This is a genomic window from Methylobacterium sp. WSM2598, from assembly GCF_000379105.1.
Classification (GTDB): domain Bacteria; phylum Pseudomonadota; class Alphaproteobacteria; order Rhizobiales; family Beijerinckiaceae; genus Methylobacterium.
The window spans coordinates 62106-77544 of sequence record NZ_KB900609.1 but is presented as its reverse complement, the minus strand read 5'-3'; the positions used below and the strand labels follow the sequence as shown (position 1 = coordinate 77544).

Genomic DNA, 15439 nt, shown 5'->3' with positions numbered 1-15439 from the left:
CCCGCGCGCGCCAGTTCCGCGCGCGGGAGCGGGGTTTTTGGTGCCGGCGGCGAGGCGGCGCACCCTCCTCATCCGAGATCCGCACGGACGCGTCGCGCGGGCCTGCCCCGCGTCAGATCCCGGCCGCCCCGCCGTCCGAGCGCGGATCATGGGTCGCCTCCACCCGCCCGTTGCCGGGATGGCGAACCAGCAGCCCGGCATGGCCGAGGGAATCGACGTAGGCGCCGCCGAGCTCCTCGATCTCGTGGCCGCGGCGGCGGAGCTCCGCGATGCAGGACGGGTCGAAGCGGTCCTCGACCTTGACGGTCATCGACTCGGCGCCCCAGGTGCGGCCGAACAGGAGCCGCGGCGCGTCGACCGCCTCGGCCACGCCCATCCGGTGGCCGGCGTAGCGGGTGAAGACCTGGGCCTGGAATTGCGGCTGACCGTCCCCGCCCATGCTGCCGTAGGAGAGCACCCGCCCGTCGTCGAGCACGGCGAGCGCCGGGTTGAGGGTGTGGAAGGGCTTGCGGCCTGGCTCGAGCGGGTTCGTGGCCTTGGGATCGAGCGAGAAGGAGGTGCCGCGGTTCTGCCACGCGATGCCGGTCGCCGGCAGGACGAGGCCGGAGCCGAATTCCCAGTAGACCGACTGGATGTAGGAGACGGCGAGGCCCGACCCGTCGATCGCCCCCATCCAGACCGTGTCGCCGTCGCCGAGCGGGCGCAGGGGGTAGGGGGCGGCCCGGTCCATGGCGATCGCGGCGGCCTCGCGGGCGAGGCGGTCGGGGGTCAGGAAGGCGGCGGGATCGTGCCGCAGCCGGTCGAAGTCGGTGACGACGCCGTCGCGCACCCGGAAGGCGCGCTTCGTCGCCTCGATCAGGGCGTGGCACCAGGCGGGTGATTCGGGCGGCAGCCTGCCGAGCCGCTCGACGATCCCGAGGATCATCAGGGCCGCGAGCCCCTGGGTCGGCGGCGGGCAATTGAAGACGGTGCCCTGGGCGAGCCGCACCGACAGGGGGGCCCGCCGCACCGCCCGGTAGGCGTCGAGGTCGGCGCGGGTCACCGGGCTGCCGGCCCGGTCGAGATCGGCGGCGATCTCGCGCCCGACGTCGCCCCGGTAGAAGTCGTCGAGCCCCGCATGGGCGAGCTGGTCCAGGGTCGCGGCCAGGGCCGGCAGGGCGCGGACCGCGCCGGCGGCGGGCGCCTTCCCGCCGATCAGGAAGGTCCCGGCGAAGCCCGGCTGATCGTAGAGCGTGTCGAGTTCCTTGGGGACGTAGCGGGCCTCCGAGGCCGACACCGCGACGCCCTCCCGGGCGAGGCGGATCGCGTCGCCGAGCAGGACCGGGAGGGGCAGCCTGCCGCCAAGGGCGGCGGCGAGATCGCGCGCCAGGGCCCAGCCGCCGACCGCGCCCGCGACCGTGACGGCGGCATCCGCCCCGCGGTCGGGGATCCGCTCGTGGCCCTTGTCGCGGTAGCGCCGGATCGTGGCGAGCCGGCCGGCGGGCCCGCAGGCCTCGATGGCGTGGACCCGCCCGCCGGGCTCGCGCACGAGCCAGAATCCATCGCCGCCGATGCCGTTCATGTGGGGGTAGACGACCGCGATCGTGGCCGCCATGGCGAGCATGGCTTCGACGGCGTTGCCGCCCTCCGCCAGCACGGCGCGGCCGCTCGCGGCGGCGAGGTGGTGGGGAGCCGCGCAGGCGGCGTGGTCGAAGACGGGGGTCTCGGGCATCGGGCTCGGGGGATGGCGTGACGATGGGGCCGGTTGCGCCCCGGGGGGCCTTCAGGCTATCGCCCGCGGGCGCCGAACGGAATATGGTCCGGCCCCCTCGTCCCACAGCCAAGGTCCCGCCCGTGCCCGCCAGCTCCGGCTCCCTCAGCACCCGCAACCTCGTCACGCTCCTCAGCATCATGGTGCTGGTCGGCACGGAGGTGTTCGGCGTCGCGATCGCGGCCGGCTGGGCCATCGCCGGCCTGTTCGAGCTCGGCGACCTCGTCGGCCACGTCCTGATGGGCGCCTTCAGCCTGGTCGCGCTCTCCATCATGGTCCAGCTCTGGCGCCGCGCCTCCAGCATCGAGCCGGTCCGCCCCCGGCGCTGAGACCGTCATGCTCGACCGCCGCCGCTTCCTCGCCGCCGCCGCGCTCCTGGCCGGCGGCCTCCCCGCCCGCGCGGCCGGCCTGCCGCTCGGGGCGCCGAGCCCCTTCGACTTCGAGGCGCTGAAGGCCCGCGCCCGCGACCTCGCCGCCGCGCCCTACCGGCCCCCGGCGATCCCCGACCGGGAGGTGCTGCAGGCGATCGACTACGACGCCCACGGCAAGCTGCGCTTCAAGCCCGACCACGCCCTCTGGGCCGAGGGCCCGGGCGCCTTCCCGGTGACCTTCTTCCATCTCGGCCGCTACTTCCAGAAGCCGGTGCGGATGCACCTGGTCGAGGGGGGCGAGGCCCGCGAGATCGTCTACGTCCAGGACGCCTTCGAGATGCCGGCGGATTCGCCCGCCCGGCGCCTGCCGCCGAATCCCGGCTTCGCGGGTTTCCGCTTCCAGGAGCGGCGCGGCGGCGCCCTCGACTGGCGGCGCAACGACTGGGTGGCGTTCCTCGGCGCCTCCTATTTCCGGGCGATCGGCGAACTCTACCAGTACGGACTCTCGGCGCGGGGCCTCGCCCTCGACACCGTGATGCCGGACCGGCCGGAGGAGTTTCCCGACTTCACCCATGTCTGGTTCGAGACGCCGGCGCCGGATTCCGACACCGTCACGGTGATGACGCTCCTCGACGGCCCCTCGGTGGCGGGCGCCTACCGGTTCCGGATGCGGCGCGGCAAGGCCGTGGTGATGGAGATCGAGGCGCGGCTGCACCTGCGCCGGGACGTCGGCCGCTTCGGGCTGGCGCCGCTCACCTCGATGTACTGGTTCTCCGAGACGGCCAAGCCCAGCGCCGTCGACTGGCGCCCCGAGGTGCACGATTCGGACGGGCTGGCCCTGTGGACCGGGAGCGGCGAGCGCCTCTGGCGGCCCCTGCGCAACCCGCCCCGGACCATGGTCTCGGCCTTCGTGGACGCGCGGCCGCGCGGCTTCGGGCTGATGCAGCGCGACCGCCTGTTCGACCATTACCAGGACGGGGTCTACTACGACCGCCGGCCCTCGCTCTGGGTCGAGCCGCTCGGGGATTGGGGCCGGGGCAGCGTGCAGCTCATCGAGAACCCGACCGACGACGAGATCCACGACAACGTCGTGGCCATGTGGGTGCCGGAGGAGCCGGCCCGGGCCGGCTCCGTGCACGACCTCGCCTACCGGCTGCACTGGGTGGCCGACGAGCCCTATCCGTCCGCGCTCGCGCGCTGCGTCGCGACCCGCGAGGGCAATGGCGGGCAGGCCGGGACGGAGCGCCCGAAGGGCCTGCGCAAGTTCGTGGTGGAGTTCCTGGGCGGGCCGCTGGCGCAGCTCCCCACGGGCGTGAAGCCCGAGCCGGTGCTCAGCGCCTCCCGCGGCAGCTTCCCGCTCGCCCGCACGGAGGCGGTGCCGGACGACGTGCCGGGCCATTGGCGCGCCGAGTTCGACCTCGCGGTCACCGGGTCCGAGCCGGTGGAATTGCGGCTCTTCCTGCGCCAGGGCGACCGCACGCTCAGCGAGACCTGGACCTACCAGGTCATCCCGGCGACCTGACCGCGGGATCGGGGCGATCCTGCGCCCCTCGATCGACCGCCGCGCGTCGCCCCCTCCGGGGAAGGGTGCGCGCCGGCGCGAGGGCGGGGCCGCCCGTCCGGGCGCTACCCGAGTTCGGCGAGCGGCACCGGATAGGCGTGCGGCCGCCCCGCCAGCATCGAGTCGATCAGGGCCAGCACCTCGCGCCGGCCGACATTCGCGGCCTGCTCGAAGGGCGTCCAGGTCTGGACGAAGTCGAGGCCGGCGAAGACCTCCCGGTAGCGCCGCAGCTCGGCCGGGGTGAGCGGCACGCCGCGCACGAAGGCCTTGTGGGCGGAGATCGTCAGCGCCCGGCGCGGATCCTCCGGATCGAGTTCGAACTTGAGCGCGTCGCCGCAGAACAGGATCCCGCGGGCGCGGTCGAACAGCACGGCGTGGCCGTCGAAATGGCCGGCCGTGCGGTGCAGGACGAGGCCCGGCAGCGGCTCCAGCTGGTCGTCGTAGGGCCAGGACACCCGGAGGGCGGCGCTCCAGGCGAAATCCGCCGCCGGCAGGGCGAGTTCGGGGTCGAAGCGGTCCTGGAGCTGCGGCAGCGCGGCGTAGCTGTGGGGATGCGAGGCCGAGAGCACCGCCACGCCGCCGAGCGCCGCGACGTGGTCGAGCGCCGCGTCGCTGAGCACGGTGCAGCCCTCGAAGCCCAGATTCCCGTGCGGGGTGGTCACCAGGTAGGCGCTCGGCCCGATCCCGGTCACCGGGTCGTTCCAGAACTTCCACACGCCGGGCTCGACCTCGGCCCAGTGACACGGGAAGGCGGCCTGCGCCTCCGCGACGGTGCGGAAGCGCCAGCCCTGCTGCGGCACGACGTGGCGGGCGTCCAGGCAGAGCGGGCAGGCGGGCGGGGCCGCGACGTGCCGCTGCCAGAAACCGCAATTGTCGCACAGGAAGGCCGGGAGCTTGAGCGCGCCCGCGAAGGGCAGGTAGCCGGGCAAGGTCGGGTCCTGGTCAAGAGGGCTGGGCAGACAGCGCTCGGCGGGAGATAGTGCGGCGGCCGCACGGGTCGATCTCCGGCGGGTTCTCGAAGCCGCGGCGTAACCGCCGGGCGGGCGGCGGCGAAACACGGGGCAACGGTCAAGGCGGCGGGCGGGCGCCCGGCGGCACGATCGGGGGGACCCGCATGACGCTTCTTCGCCGACGCCTCCTCCTCAGCCTCCCGCTCCTCTCGCTGGCCGCCGCCAAGCCCCAGAGCAAGCCCCAGAGTCCGGGAGGAGAGGTCACCACCACCGACCTCGTCCTCAACTGCGACACGGCCCTGGGCCCGGTCCTCGCCCGGGCGGCGGAGAGGTTCCGGTCCGTCTCGGGCGTCACGGTCCGGGTCTTCCCGACCAGCCCCGGCCTCCTGGTCCCGCAGCTCGCCCGCAAGGTCCAGAACGACCTCCTGGTCACCCAGGACGGGATCGTGGCGCAGGCGGCCGCCGCCGGGCTGATCGACGGGGCGCCGGTCGGGGCGTGGCGCAACCGCCTCGTCGTCGCGGCCCGCAAGGGCGCCGCCGCCGACGCGCTGAGGGGCCGGATCGCGGTCTGCGACCCGACCCCGGCCGCCGACATGGACGGGCCCGGGATCCTGCGAGCCCTGCAGCTCGGCGAGAGGAGCGTCGTCGGCGTCCTCGACACGGACGAGGTGCTGGACCTCGTCCTGCGCGGCGAGGCGGAGGCGGGGTTGCTGCACGCGAGCGACCTCGCGCAGCGCCCCGCGCTCGAGGTGATCCGCCCGGTCCCGGAGCGCGTCGCGCCGCCGATCACCTACCGGGCGGCCGTGACGCGCCTCGCCCGTCGGCCGAATCCGCGGGCCTTCCTCGACTTCCTGACCTCGCCCGCCGGAAGCGGAGCGCTCGCCGCGCAGGGACTGGAGACGACCGCATGAGCATGCACGGCGTTCAGACCCATGCCTGGCCGGTGCGGATCGCGCACTGGACCATGGCGGGCGCGATCCTGGTGATGATCGGCAGCGGCTGGCGCATCTACAACGCCGAGCCGATCCTGCCCTTCCGCTTCCCGCTCTTCGCCACGCTCGGCGGCGACGTCGAGGCGGCCCTCGCCCGGCACGGAGACCCGGGCGTCGCCACCGCGATCGCGTGGCACTTCGCCGGCATGTGGGTCCTCGCCGGCGCCTACCTGCTCTTCGTCGGCTACGGCCTCGCCTCGGGCCATTTCCGCCGCGACTTCCTGCCGGTGGGGCCGCGCAGCGTCCTGCGCGACCTCGCAGCGGCGCTGCGCTTCCGGCTGGAGCACCGGCTCGGCGAGTACAACGCCGTGCAGAAGCTGTTCTACTGGGGCGTCCTCGCGGCGGTCCTGGTCGTCATCCTGTCAGGCGTCGCGATCTGGAAGCCGGTGCAGACCTACCCGCTCGAACTCGCCTTCGGCGGGTTCCAGGGCGCGCGCGTCGTCCACTTCCTGGCGATGACGGCGATCGTCGGCTTCCTCGTCATCCACCTCGCCCTGGTCGCCCTCGTGCCGAGCACGCTCGTGGCCATGATCACCGGCCGCTCCGGCCGGCCCGCTTCGGACACGTCCCTCGGGACCGGAGACGCGGCATGACCCTGCTCCCGCGCGACTTCACCTTCGACCGGCGCCGCCTCCTCGGCGGCAGCCTCACGCTCGGCGCGCTCACCCTGCTCACCGGCTGCGACGTGAGCGACGGCGACGCGGTCCAGGCGGCGCTCGCCCGGGTCTCGGCCTGGAACGACCGCGTGCAGGCGAGCCTGTTCGGCCCCGACCGGCTCGCCCCGACCTTCCCGGATGCCCTGGCGGTGAAGGATTTCCGCTACAACGCCTGGTACGGGCCGCAGGATGCGCCCCGCCTGGACCCGGCGACCTATCGCCTGCACCTCGCGGGCCGGATCGCCGACAAGCGGCCCTGGACCGTGGATGCCCTGGCGGCGCTCCCCCAGGTCACCCAGGTGACGCGCCACGTCTGCGTGGAGGGCTGGAGCATGATCGGCCAGTGGAGCGGCACGCCGCTGCGCACCTTCCTGGAGCGCGTCGGCGCCGACCTGACGGCCCGCTACGTCGGCTTCGAGTGCGCGGACGGCTACTACGAGGGCCTGGACATGCCGACGGCGCTGCACCCGCAGACGCTGATGGCCTTCCGCCTCCACGGCGAGACGCTTCCGGTCCGCCACGGCTTCCCGTTCAAGCTGCGGGTGCCGACCAAGCTCGGCTTCAAGAACCCGAAATTCGTCACCACGGTCTACGTCACCGACAAGCAGCCGCGGGGCTACTGGCCGGACCGGGGCTACAATTGGTTCAGCGGGCTCTGAACATGGGCCGCCCCGCCTCCTCCACCTGCGCCGTCGGCGTCATGGCGAAGGCGCCGCAGGCAGGCCGCTCGAAGACCCGCCTCTGCCCGCCGCTCACGCCCGCGCAGGCCGCCGCCCTCTCGGCCGCCTTCCTGCGCGACACGACCGCCGCGCTCGCGCGCGCCGCCGCGCGGGCGCCGATCGCGCCCTACGCGGCCTACGCGCCCCGCGGCGCGGAGGATGCCGTGCGGGCCGGGATCGCCCCCGGCACCGCGCTGATCCTGGCGGACGGCTCGCCCCCGATGCCGCCCGGCGTCGAGGGGTTCGGGCGCTGCCTGCTCCACGCCGTCGACGGGATGCTGGCGCGGGGGCACCCGGCCGTGGGCGTGCTGAGCTCCGACTGCCCGACCCTGCCCGCCTCCGTCCTGGTCGAGGCCGCGCGGCTGCTGCTCGCTCCCGGCGAGCGGGCCGTGCTCGGGCCCTGCGCGGATGGCGGCTACTACTTCCTGGGGCTGAAGGGACGGCACCCGGCGCTCTTCGCGAACATCGCCTGGAGCACCGGGACCGTGGCGCAGGCGACCCGGGCGCAGGCGCGGCGGATCGGGCTCGCCCTCGTCGAACTGCCCGAATGGTACGATGTCGACGACGCCGACGCGCTCGCGCGGCTGCGCGGCGAGGCGGGCGCCGGGTCCCCGGCGACGGCGGCGGCGCTCGCGCGGCTCGCCGCCGCCCCGCGGGCGGAGCCGGCCGCGTGAGGACCCCGCTCGCCCGCCTCGCCCTGCTCGCCGGGCTCCTCGTCGCGCTCACCCTCGGCGGCCTGTCCCTCCATGTTCCGGGCGCCGACACGGTGGGCACGCCGCTGCGGGCGCAGATCCTGGTCGGGCTGCTCGCCGTCTCGGTGGGGATCTACCTCCTGGCGGTGCGGCTCGTCCTGCGGGGAAGCGTGCCGGCGCGGGCCCTCTGGCTGGTGATCGGCGTCGCCCTCCTGCTGCGGCTCGCGCTTCTGCCCGCCCCGCCCTTCCTGTCGAGCGACATCTACCGCTACGTCTGGGACGGGCAGGTCCAGGCCGCCGGGATCAACCCCTACCTGTACGTCCCGGCGGACCCGGCCCTGGCGCAGCTGCGCGACCCCGCCATCTTCCCGCTCATCAACCGGGCCGACTACGCCCGGACGATCTACCTGCCCGCCGCGCAGCTCGCCTTCGCGGCGGTCGGGCGGCTGAGCGCGAGCGTCACCGGCATGAAGGCGGCGATGCTCCTGTGCGACGGCGTCGCGATCCTGTGCGTCCTGCGCCTCCTCGGGGGCGCCGGCCTGCCCCCCGCCCGCGTGCTCATCTACGCCTGGAATCCGCTGGTCCTGTGGTCCTTCGCCCTCGACGGCCACGTGGACGCGCTCGCGGTCGGCCTCCTCGCCCTCGCGCTCCTCGCCCGGGCGCGGCACCGGGAGGGCCTCGCGGGCGCGCTCCTCGCCGCCGCGAGCCTCGTGAAGGTGCTGCCCGTCGTGGTGGCGCCGGCCTTCCTGCGCGGGGGCGGCTTCGGGCGCCCGGCCGCGGCGGGCCTCGCGACCCTGGTCGTCCTCTCCCTGCCCTACCTTTCGGCCGGCCCGCTGATCCTCGGCTTCCTGCCCGCCTACGGGGCCGAGGAGGGTTTCGACACCGGCCGGGGCTTCTGGCTGCTCGCCGGACTGGCGCATCTCGTGCCGCTCCCGGCGGCGGCGGGCCGCCTCTACGGCCTGTGCGCGGCGCTCGGCTTCGCGGCGCTCGCCGCCTTCGTGGCCACGCGGCGCGCCGGGCCGCCCGACGCCGTCCGCCTCTGCCGCGACGCCGGCCTGCTGGCGGCCGTCGCCACCGCGGCGGCGAACCCGCACTACGCCTGGTACTATCCGTGGCTCGCGCTGCCGGCCGCGATCGCCCCGACGCCCGCCGTGATCTGGCTCTCGGCGGCGCCGGTGCTGTTCTTCATCGACCCCTTCAACGAGCGCTTCGTCTGGCCGGGCCTGGTCTTCGGTCCGGCCGTCATCCTCGCCCTGCGCGACCTGCGCCGGGCCCGCAGCACGGCGCTCGCCCTCGCGCCGAAAGGAGCGTCCTGATGTCGGCCTCCCCCGGGATCGCGAATCCGCGCCGCTACTTCGAGGCGGTCGGCGACGCCCGCGACGCGGTCGCGACCGCGCCGCCCGTCTGCCTCTACCTGGAGGTGACGAACCGCTGCAATCTCCTCTGCGAGACCTGCCCGCGCACGTTCGAGACGCTCGAACCCCCGGCCGACATGAGCTGGGACCTGTTCACCCGCATCGTCGATCAGGTCCCCGGCATCGCCCGGGTTGTGCTGCACGGGGTCGGCGAGCCGATGCTGGTCGACGACCTGCCGCGGATGATCCGCCACCTCAAGGCGCGGGGCACCTACGTGCTGTTCAACACGAACGGCACCCTGATGCAGCCCAAGCGGTTCCGGGACCTGATCGAGACCGGGCTCGACGAGCTGCGCGTCTCCCTCGACGCGGCCGACCGCGCCTCCTACAGGCGGGTGCGCGGCAAGGACTTCTTCGATCGCATCGTGCGCGACGTCGGCCGGTTCACGGCCTTCCAGAGGGAGGCGGGCGCCGCGACCCCGAGGGTCTCGCTCTGGCTCACCGGTCTCAAGGAGACGATCGACCAGTTGCCGGACTTCGTGCGCCTCGCCGCCCGGATGGGGGTGCGCGAGGTCCACCTGCAGCGGCTCGTCTTCGACGAGGCCGGCTACGGCATGGCCCGCGCCGACCTCTCGCTGTTCGAGCGCGCGCGGGAGGAGGAGCATGCCGCCATCGCGGCCGCGCAGGCGATCGGGGCCGAACTCGGCGTCAGCCTGGACGCGTCGGGCGCCACCGAGCCCGGCCTCAGCCTCAGGCGGCAGGCCGAGGACCGGCCCTGGGCGACCTGCCGGCGGCCGTGGTCGCTGATGTACATCACCGCCCACGGCCGCGCCCTGCCCTGCTGCATCGCGCCCTTCTCGGTGCGGGGCTACGACAGCTACACGCTCGGCGACGCGACGCAGGCGAGCCTGCGCGAGATCTGGAACGGCGAGGCCTACCGGGACTTCCGCCGCGCCCTCCTGTCCGAGGCGCCCCCGGCGCCGTGCCGGAATTGCGGGCTGCGATGGAGCCTGTGAGCGTCGTCATCCCGACCCTCGACGAGGGGGAGACGATCGGCGCCGTGTTGCGCGAGATCCCGCGCGCCTACGCGGGCGACCTCATCGTGGCGGATGGCGGCAGCCGCGACGACACCCGGGCGATCGCGGGGGCGGCCGGCGCCCGGGTGATCGAAGCCGGGCGCGGCTACGGCCGGGCCTGCGCGGCGGGTGCGGCGGCGGCGCGGCCGGAGAGCCGGGTCGTCGCCTTCCTCGACGGGGACGGCGCCGACCGGGGCGACCTGATCGCGCGGATCGCCGACCCGGTCCTGCGGGGGGAGCGGGACCTCGTCCTCGCCTCGCGCACCCGCGGCGCGCGCGAGCCCGGCGCGATGCTCTGGCACCAAGTGCTGGCCGGGCGGCTCGCCGGCCTCGGCATCGGGGCGCTCTACGGGGTGCGCTACAGCGACATGTGCGCCTTCCGGGCGATCGGCCGGGACGCCCTCGCGCGGCTGAACCTGCGGGAGATGACCTATGGCTGGAACATCGAGATGCAGATGCAGGCGGCCCGCGCCGGCTACCGCATCGCCGAGGTGCCGGTTCCCTATCGGTGCCGGGCGGGCGGCCGGTCGAAGGTGGCGGGATCCCTGACCGGGACGCTTCGGGCGGGCAGCCGGATCGTCTCGACCTTCCTGCGCGTCGCGGCCGGGCCGGCGCCGCCGCCATGACCGAGGCCTTCCTCCTCGCGGACTACCTTGCGCGCTGGTCCGGCGAGGCGCCGAACGACCTCGCCGCCTCGGATTCCGAGACGCTGCCGGTGGCCTCGCTCCTGGCCCTCGCGGACGAGGAGGATCGGCGCCGCTGGAACGCCCTCGATCTCGGCTACGCGGATCCGCGGGGCGCCCCCTGGCTCCGGGCCGCCGTCGCCTCCCGCTACGCGGGTCTCGCCCCCGAGGCGGTGCTGGCCTGCGCGGGGGCGCAGGAGGCGGCGACCTGCGTGCTGCGGGCCCTGCTCGGCCCGCAGGACCACGCGGTGATCGTCCTGCCGCTCTACCAGCCCTCCGAGCGGGCGGTGACGGCACGCTGCGCGGCGACCGGCGTGCCGCTCGCCGAGGCGGGCGGGAGCTGGGCCCTCCGGGTCGACCGGGTGGCCGCCGCCCTGCGGCCGAACACCCGGGTGGTGCTGACGAACTTCCCCAACAGCCCGACCGGCGCCACCCTCGACGGCGGGACCCTGCGCGACCTCGTCGGGCTGTGCCGGGCCCGCGGCCTCTGGCTCGTCAACGATGAGGTCTACCGCGAGACCGCCACCGACGAGGGCCCGCCCGCCTGCGTGGAGGCCTACGAGCGGGGCGTGTCGGTCGACGGGCTCTCGAAGGGGTTCGGCCTGCCGGGCCTGCGCGTCGGCTGGGTGGCCTGCCGCGACCCGATCCTCATGGCGCGCACGCTCGCGGTGAAGAGCACCCTGTCGAGCTGCCTCTCCGCCACCAGCGAGGTGCTGGCCCACATCGCCCTTCGCCACCGGGCGCGGATCCTGGCGCGGACGCGGGCGATCGGCCTGCGCAACCGGGCCCGCCTGGACGACCTCCTGGCGCGGCACCGGGGCCGCCTCGCGGAGGACGGCTCGCGCAATCTCGCCTTCGGCTTCCCGCGCTATCTCGGGCCGGAGGGGGCGGAGCGTTTCGCCGTCGACCTCGCGCGGCGGGGCCGCTGCCTCGTGCTGCCCTCGACGCTGTGGCGCTCGCCCCTCGCGCCGCTCCCCGCCGACCGCCTGCGCATCGGCCTCGGCCAGGCGCGGGCCGGGGCGGCGCTCGACGCCCTCGACGCGCATCTGGAGGAGGTGCGGGCGTGATCCGGGATCCGGTTGATCACCGCGGATCCCGTCTCACGAGCCCGCGCGGCGCTTCACGGGTCGCGCCCGCGCGCCCTCCGGTCCTGGTCGGGACGGTCAGCGCCGATTCGCCGCCAGGAACCCGCCCATCCGCTCCAGGGCGCGGGCGATGTTCTCCGCCGAGTTGGCGTAGGACAGCCGGAGGTAGCCCTCGCCGTGGACCCCGAAATCCGGGCCGCCGATCGCGGCGATCCCGGCCTCCTCCAGCAGCGCCGAGGCCAGGGCCTTGGCCTTCCAGCCGGTCCGCGCGATGTTCGGGAAGGCGTAGAAGGCGCCCTTCGGGGTGATGCAGGAGACCCCCGGCAGGCGGTTCAGCCCCTCGACCACCAGGAGGCGGCGCCGGTCGAACTCCGCCATCATGGCGGCCACCGCGTCCTGCGGCCCGTCCAGGGCCGCGATGCCGGCCCATTGCGTCGCCGCGTTCACGCAGGAGAAGGAATTCACCGCGAGCTTGCGCGCCGCCTCGTAGAGGGGCGCGGGCCAGACCGACCAGCCGAGCCGCCAGCCCGTCATCGCGTAGGTCTTGGACGCGCCGTCGAGGTAGATCAGCCGGTCGCGAATCTCCGGATAGGCGAGCAGCGTGTGGTGCCGCGCGCCGTCGTAGGTCATGGTGCCGTAGATCTCGTCCGAGAGCACCGCCACGTCGGGATGCGCCGCGAGCCCCGCCACCAGGCGGTCGATCTCCGCCTTCGGAGTCACGCCGCCGGTCGGGTTGGCCGGCGAGTTCACGATCAGCAGCCGGGTGCGCGGCGAGATCAGCGCCAGCGTCTCCTCGGCCGAGAAGGCGAAGCCGTTCGCCTCGCGGATCGGGATCGGCACCGGGGTCGCGCCGGTGAACTCGATCATCGAGCGGTAGATCGGGAAACCCGGATCCGGATAGAGGATCTCGGCCCCCGGCTCGCCGAACATCAGGATCGCGGCGAACATCGTGACCTTGCCGCCCGGCACGATCATGACGCTGTCGGGCGAGACCTCGACCTCGAGCCGGCGATGGAGGTCGCGCGCCACGGCCTCGCGCAGGGGCAGGATGCCGGTCGCGGGCGTGTAGCCGTGATGGCCGTCGCGCAGGGCCTTGATCGCCGCCTCGACCACGTGGGGCGGGGTCGGCATGTCGGGCTGGCCGATGCCGAGATTGATCACGTCCCGCCCGGCCTGCGCCAGGGCCGTGGCCCTGGCCAGCACCGCGAAGGCGTTCTCCTCGCCGATGCGCGCGAAGGCCGGAACCGGGCTCGGCATCGCGGCCGTCGCGCCCGTCAGCGCTCGCTCTTGGCGGCCAGCCGGCTCGCGCCGTAGGACAGGGCGCCGCCGAGCACGATGAGCAGGATCCCGACCTTGACCGCCGCCCACAGGAGCGAGCGGTTGACGCCCTCGTCGGTGAGCATGATCAGCAGGCAGGCCAGCACCGGCAGCGACACCACGATGCCGATCGGAATCAACGGGTTGGTGCTCTTCTCGGTCATGAATCCGGTCCCACGGGTCGACGTTGCGCCGGCGTCATAGCACCCTCGTGCGGCGGTGGGGACACCCGGCCCGAGGATTCTTTCGTCCTGCGACGACGCGCGCGGCCCGCGCGCCGCGCGGCCCGCGCGCCGCGCGGCCCGACTCTGTTGCCTTCCCGCACCGGCCGGGTCCAATGTCCGCCGCCAATCGTGAATGGAGGAACGCCCGATGGCCCCCACGCCCCGCCCCCGGATCGATCCGAGCCGTCTGCGGTCGCGGCTGTGGTTCGACAATCCCGACAATCCCGGCATGACCGCGCTGTACCTGGAGCGCTACCTGAACTACGGCCTCACCCTGGCCGAGCTGCAGGCGGGCAAGCCCCTGATCGGCATCGCGCAGACCGGATCCGACCTCTCGCCCTGCAACCGCCATCACATGGAACTCGCCAAACGCGTGCGCGACGGCATCACGGCGGCGGGCGGCGTCGCCTTCGAGTTCCCCTGCCACCCGATCCAGGAGACCGGCAAGCGCCCGACCGCCGCCCTCGATCGCAACCTCGCCTACCTGTCGCTGGTCGAGGTGCTGTACGGCTACCCGCTCGACGGCGTCGTGCTGCTCACCGGCTGCGACAAGACCATGCCGGCCTGCCTGATGGCGGCCGCCACGGTGAACATCCCGGCGATCTCGCTCAATGTCGGGCCGATGCTGAACGGCTGGAGCCGCGGCGAGCGCACGGGCTCGGGCACCGTCGTCTGGAAGGCCCGCGAGCGCCACGCGGCGGGCGACATCGACTACCAGCAATTCCTCGACATCGTGGCCTCCTCGGCGCCCTCCACGGGCCATTGCAACACGATGGGCACCGCCTCGACCATGAACGCCCTGGCGGAGGCGCTCGGCATGGCGCTGCCCGGCTCGGCGGCGATTCCCGCCCCCTATCGCGAGCGCGGCCAGGCCGCCTACGCCACCGGCCAGCGCATCGTCGAGATGGTCTGGGAGGACCTGAAGCCCTCCGACATCCTCACCCGCGAGGCCTTCGAGAACGCCATCGTGGCCAACACCGGCATCGGCGGCTCGACCAATGCGCCCATCCACATCAACGCCATCGCCAAGCTGATCGGCGTGCCGCTGAGCTGCGACGACTGGGAGCGCGTCGGCTACGACATCCCGCTGCTCGTCAACATGCAGCCGGCCGGGGCCTATCTGGGCGAGGAATATTATCGTGCGGGCGGGCTGCCGGCGGTGCTGGCCGAGCTGATCGAGGCCGGCAAGATCCACGCGGACGCGCTCACCTGCAACGGCCGCACCGTCGGGGAGAATTGCCGCGAGGCCAGGACCTGGGACCGCGAGGTGATCAAGCCCTATTCCGAGCCCCTGCGCGAGCGGGCCGGCTTCCTCAACCTCAAGGGCACGCTGTTCGACTCGGCGATCATGAAGACGAGCGTGATCAGCCGCGAGTTCTACGACCGCTACCTGTCGAACCCGGGGGATCCCTACGCGTTCGAGGGCCGGGTCGTGGTGTTCGACGGGCCCGAGGATTACCACCACCGGATCGACGACCCCGCCCTCGACATCGACGAGAACACGGTGCTGATCATGCGCGGGGCGGGCCCGATCGGCTATCCGGGCGCGGCCGAGGTCGTGAACATGCAGCCGCCGGGGGCGCTGATCCGGCGCGGCGTGCTCTCGCTGCCCTGCATCGGCGACGGGCGCCAGTCGGGCACCTCGGGCACGCCCTCGATCCTCAACGCCTCCCCGGAAGCGGCGGCGGGCGGCGGGCTGGCGCTGCTGCAGAACGGCGACCGCGTCCGCATCGACCTCAACACGCGGCGGGCGGACATCCTGCTGCCCGACGAGGAGCTGGCGCGGCGGCGCGAGGACCTGGCGGCGCGGGGCGGCTACCCGTTCCCGGCGAGCCAGACGCCCTGGCAGGCGATCCAGCGGGCGATGGTCGAGCAGCTCTCCGAGGGCATGATCCTGCGCGGGTCGGACGCGTTCCAGAAGGTCGCCCAGACCATGGGGCCGCCGCGGGACAACCACTGATCCGCGGTGCAGAGGCCGCGAGGGGCCGCGCCCCTCGCGGGAGACCGC

The 15439-nt window shown here is 74.1% G+C and carries 15 protein-coding genes; 11 read left to right on the top strand and 4 right to left on the bottom strand.

Features of this window, described 5'->3' with window-relative positions:
* Positions 1-112 precede the first annotated feature (112 nt).
* Complete coding sequence (locus tag MET2598_RS0100405) at positions 113-1711, bottom strand: gamma-glutamyltransferase family protein (RefSeq protein WP_018259496.1); 1599 nt, start codon at positions 1709-1711, stop codon at positions 113-115.
* Positions 1712-1890: 179 nt separating this feature from the next.
* On the opposite strand from MET2598_RS0100405, the gene MET2598_RS0100400 reads away from it, so the two are divergent.
* Positions 1891-2079, top strand: a complete 189-nt coding sequence (locus MET2598_RS0100400; RefSeq protein WP_198293045.1) for a hypothetical protein — start codon at positions 1891-1893, stop codon at positions 2077-2079.
* Between the two features lie 7 nt (positions 2080-2086).
* On the top strand, positions 2087-3643 hold the full coding sequence (locus MET2598_RS0100395) for a glucan biosynthesis protein (RefSeq protein ID WP_018259495.1): 1557 nt from the start codon (positions 2087-2089) through the stop codon (positions 3641-3643).
* Between the two features lie 104 nt (positions 3644-3747).
* On the opposite strand, the gene MET2598_RS0100390 is transcribed toward MET2598_RS0100395, so the two are convergent.
* Positions 3748-4611, bottom strand: a complete 864-nt coding sequence (locus tag MET2598_RS0100390; RefSeq protein WP_018259494.1) for an MBL fold metallo-hydrolase — start codon at positions 4609-4611, stop codon at positions 3748-3750.
* Positions 4612-4796: 185 nt separating this feature from the next.
* Here MET2598_RS0100390 and MET2598_RS0100385 point away from each other — a divergent pair, with 185 nt between their 5' ends.
* The 8 genes from MET2598_RS0100385 to MET2598_RS0100350 are packed head-to-tail and all read left to right on the top strand — an operon-like array spanning position 4797 to position 11872.
* Complete coding sequence (locus tag MET2598_RS0100385; RefSeq protein WP_018259493.1) at positions 4797-5543, top strand: substrate-binding domain-containing protein; 747 nt, start codon at positions 4797-4799, stop codon at positions 5541-5543.
* Positions 5540-6217 carry a cytochrome b/b6 domain-containing protein gene (locus tag MET2598_RS0100380; protein ID WP_018259492.1) on the top strand — a complete coding sequence of 226 codons (678 nt, stop codon included), beginning with the start codon at positions 5540-5542 and terminating at the stop codon, positions 6215-6217. The genes MET2598_RS0100385 and MET2598_RS0100380 overlap by 4 nt, the downstream gene beginning before the upstream one ends.
* Complete coding sequence (locus MET2598_RS0100375) at positions 6214-6939, top strand: molybdopterin-dependent oxidoreductase (RefSeq protein WP_018259491.1); 726 nt, start codon at positions 6214-6216, stop codon at positions 6937-6939. The genes MET2598_RS0100380 and MET2598_RS0100375 overlap by 4 nt, the downstream gene beginning before the upstream one ends.
* Before the next feature lie 2 nt (positions 6940-6941).
* Complete coding sequence (locus MET2598_RS0100370; protein WP_012334614.1) at positions 6942-7673, top strand: TIGR04282 family arsenosugar biosynthesis glycosyltransferase; 732 nt, start codon at positions 6942-6944, stop codon at positions 7671-7673.
* Positions 7670-9007, top strand: coding sequence for a DUF2029 domain-containing protein (locus tag MET2598_RS0100365; protein ID WP_018259490.1), 1338 nt, complete (start codon positions 7670-7672; stop codon positions 9005-9007). Before MET2598_RS0100370 ends, MET2598_RS0100365 begins: the two co-directional genes overlap by 4 nt.
* Positions 9007-10062: a radical SAM/SPASM domain-containing protein gene (locus tag MET2598_RS0100360; RefSeq protein ID WP_012334616.1), complete on the top strand. Its 1056-nt coding sequence runs from the start codon at positions 9007-9009 to the stop codon at positions 10060-10062. Before MET2598_RS0100365 ends, MET2598_RS0100360 begins: the two co-directional genes overlap by 1 nt.
* Entirely contained in the window at positions 10059-10748 is a 690-nt protein-coding gene (locus MET2598_RS0100355) for a glycosyltransferase (RefSeq protein WP_018259489.1), read from the top strand. The genes MET2598_RS0100360 and MET2598_RS0100355 overlap by 4 nt, the downstream gene beginning before the upstream one ends.
* Complete coding sequence (locus tag MET2598_RS0100350; protein WP_018259488.1) at positions 10745-11872, top strand: pyridoxal phosphate-dependent aminotransferase; 1128 nt, start codon at positions 10745-10747, stop codon at positions 11870-11872. The genes MET2598_RS0100355 and MET2598_RS0100350 overlap by 4 nt, the downstream gene beginning before the upstream one ends.
* Positions 11873-11968: 96 nt before the next feature.
* Here the strand turns inward: MET2598_RS0100350 and MET2598_RS0100345 are convergent, their stop codons facing one another.
* Both MET2598_RS0100345 and MET2598_RS0100340 read right to left on the bottom strand, forming a co-directional pair.
* Positions 11969-13147 carry a pyridoxal phosphate-dependent aminotransferase gene (locus tag MET2598_RS0100345; protein ID WP_018259487.1) on the bottom strand — a complete coding sequence of 393 codons (1179 nt, stop codon included), beginning with the start codon at positions 13145-13147 and terminating at the stop codon, positions 11969-11971.
* Between the two features lie 17 nt (positions 13148-13164).
* On the bottom strand, positions 13165-13371 hold the full coding sequence (locus MET2598_RS0100340) for a hypothetical protein (protein ID WP_012334620.1): 207 nt from the start codon (positions 13369-13371) through the stop codon (positions 13165-13167).
* Between the two features lie 208 nt (positions 13372-13579).
* Between MET2598_RS0100340 and MET2598_RS0100335 the strand changes: the two genes are divergently transcribed.
* On the top strand, positions 13580-15391 hold the full coding sequence (locus MET2598_RS0100335) for an IlvD/Edd family dehydratase (RefSeq protein WP_018259486.1): 1812 nt from the start codon (positions 13580-13582) through the stop codon (positions 15389-15391).
* The last annotated feature ends 48 nt before the right edge of the window (positions 15392-15439 follow it).

What these genes read in the sequence shown, in the direction of transcription:
- MET2598_RS0100360 (WP_012334616.1), top strand. Translation starts at nt 9,007, where the DNA reads ATGTCGGCCTCCCCCGGGATCGCGAATCCGCGCCGCTACTTCGAGGCG.
- MET2598_RS0100370 (WP_012334614.1), top strand. Translation starts at nt 6,942, where the DNA reads ATGGGCCGCCCCGCCTCCTCCACCTGCGCCGTCGGCGTCATGGCGAAG.
- MET2598_RS0100405 (WP_018259496.1), bottom strand. Translation starts at nt 1,711, where the DNA reads ATGCCCGAGACCCCCGTCTTCGACCACGCCGCCTGCGCGGCTCCCCAC.
- MET2598_RS0100350 (WP_018259488.1), top strand. Translation starts at nt 10,745, where the DNA reads ATGACCGAGGCCTTCCTCCTCGCGGACTACCTTGCGCGCTGGTCCGGC.
- MET2598_RS0100335 (WP_018259486.1), top strand. Translation starts at nt 13,580, where the DNA reads ATGGCCCCCACGCCCCGCCCCCGGATCGATCCGAGCCGTCTGCGGTCG.
- MET2598_RS0100345 (WP_018259487.1), bottom strand. Translation starts at nt 13,147, where the DNA reads ATGCCGAGCCCGGTTCCGGCCTTCGCGCGCATCGGCGAGGAGAACGCC.
- MET2598_RS0100385 (WP_018259493.1), top strand. Translation starts at nt 4,797, where the DNA reads ATGACGCTTCTTCGCCGACGCCTCCTCCTCAGCCTCCCGCTCCTCTCG.
- MET2598_RS0100380 (WP_018259492.1), top strand. Translation starts at nt 5,540, where the DNA reads ATGAGCATGCACGGCGTTCAGACCCATGCCTGGCCGGTGCGGATCGCG.
- MET2598_RS0100340 (WP_012334620.1), bottom strand. Translation starts at nt 13,371, where the DNA reads ATGACCGAGAAGAGCACCAACCCGTTGATTCCGATCGGCATCGTGGTG.
- MET2598_RS0100395 (WP_018259495.1), top strand. Translation starts at nt 2,087, where the DNA reads ATGCTCGACCGCCGCCGCTTCCTCGCCGCCGCCGCGCTCCTGGCCGGC.
- MET2598_RS0100400 (WP_198293045.1), top strand. Translation starts at nt 1,891, where the DNA reads ATGGTGCTGGTCGGCACGGAGGTGTTCGGCGTCGCGATCGCGGCCGGC.
- MET2598_RS0100375 (WP_018259491.1), top strand. Translation starts at nt 6,214, where the DNA reads ATGACCCTGCTCCCGCGCGACTTCACCTTCGACCGGCGCCGCCTCCTC.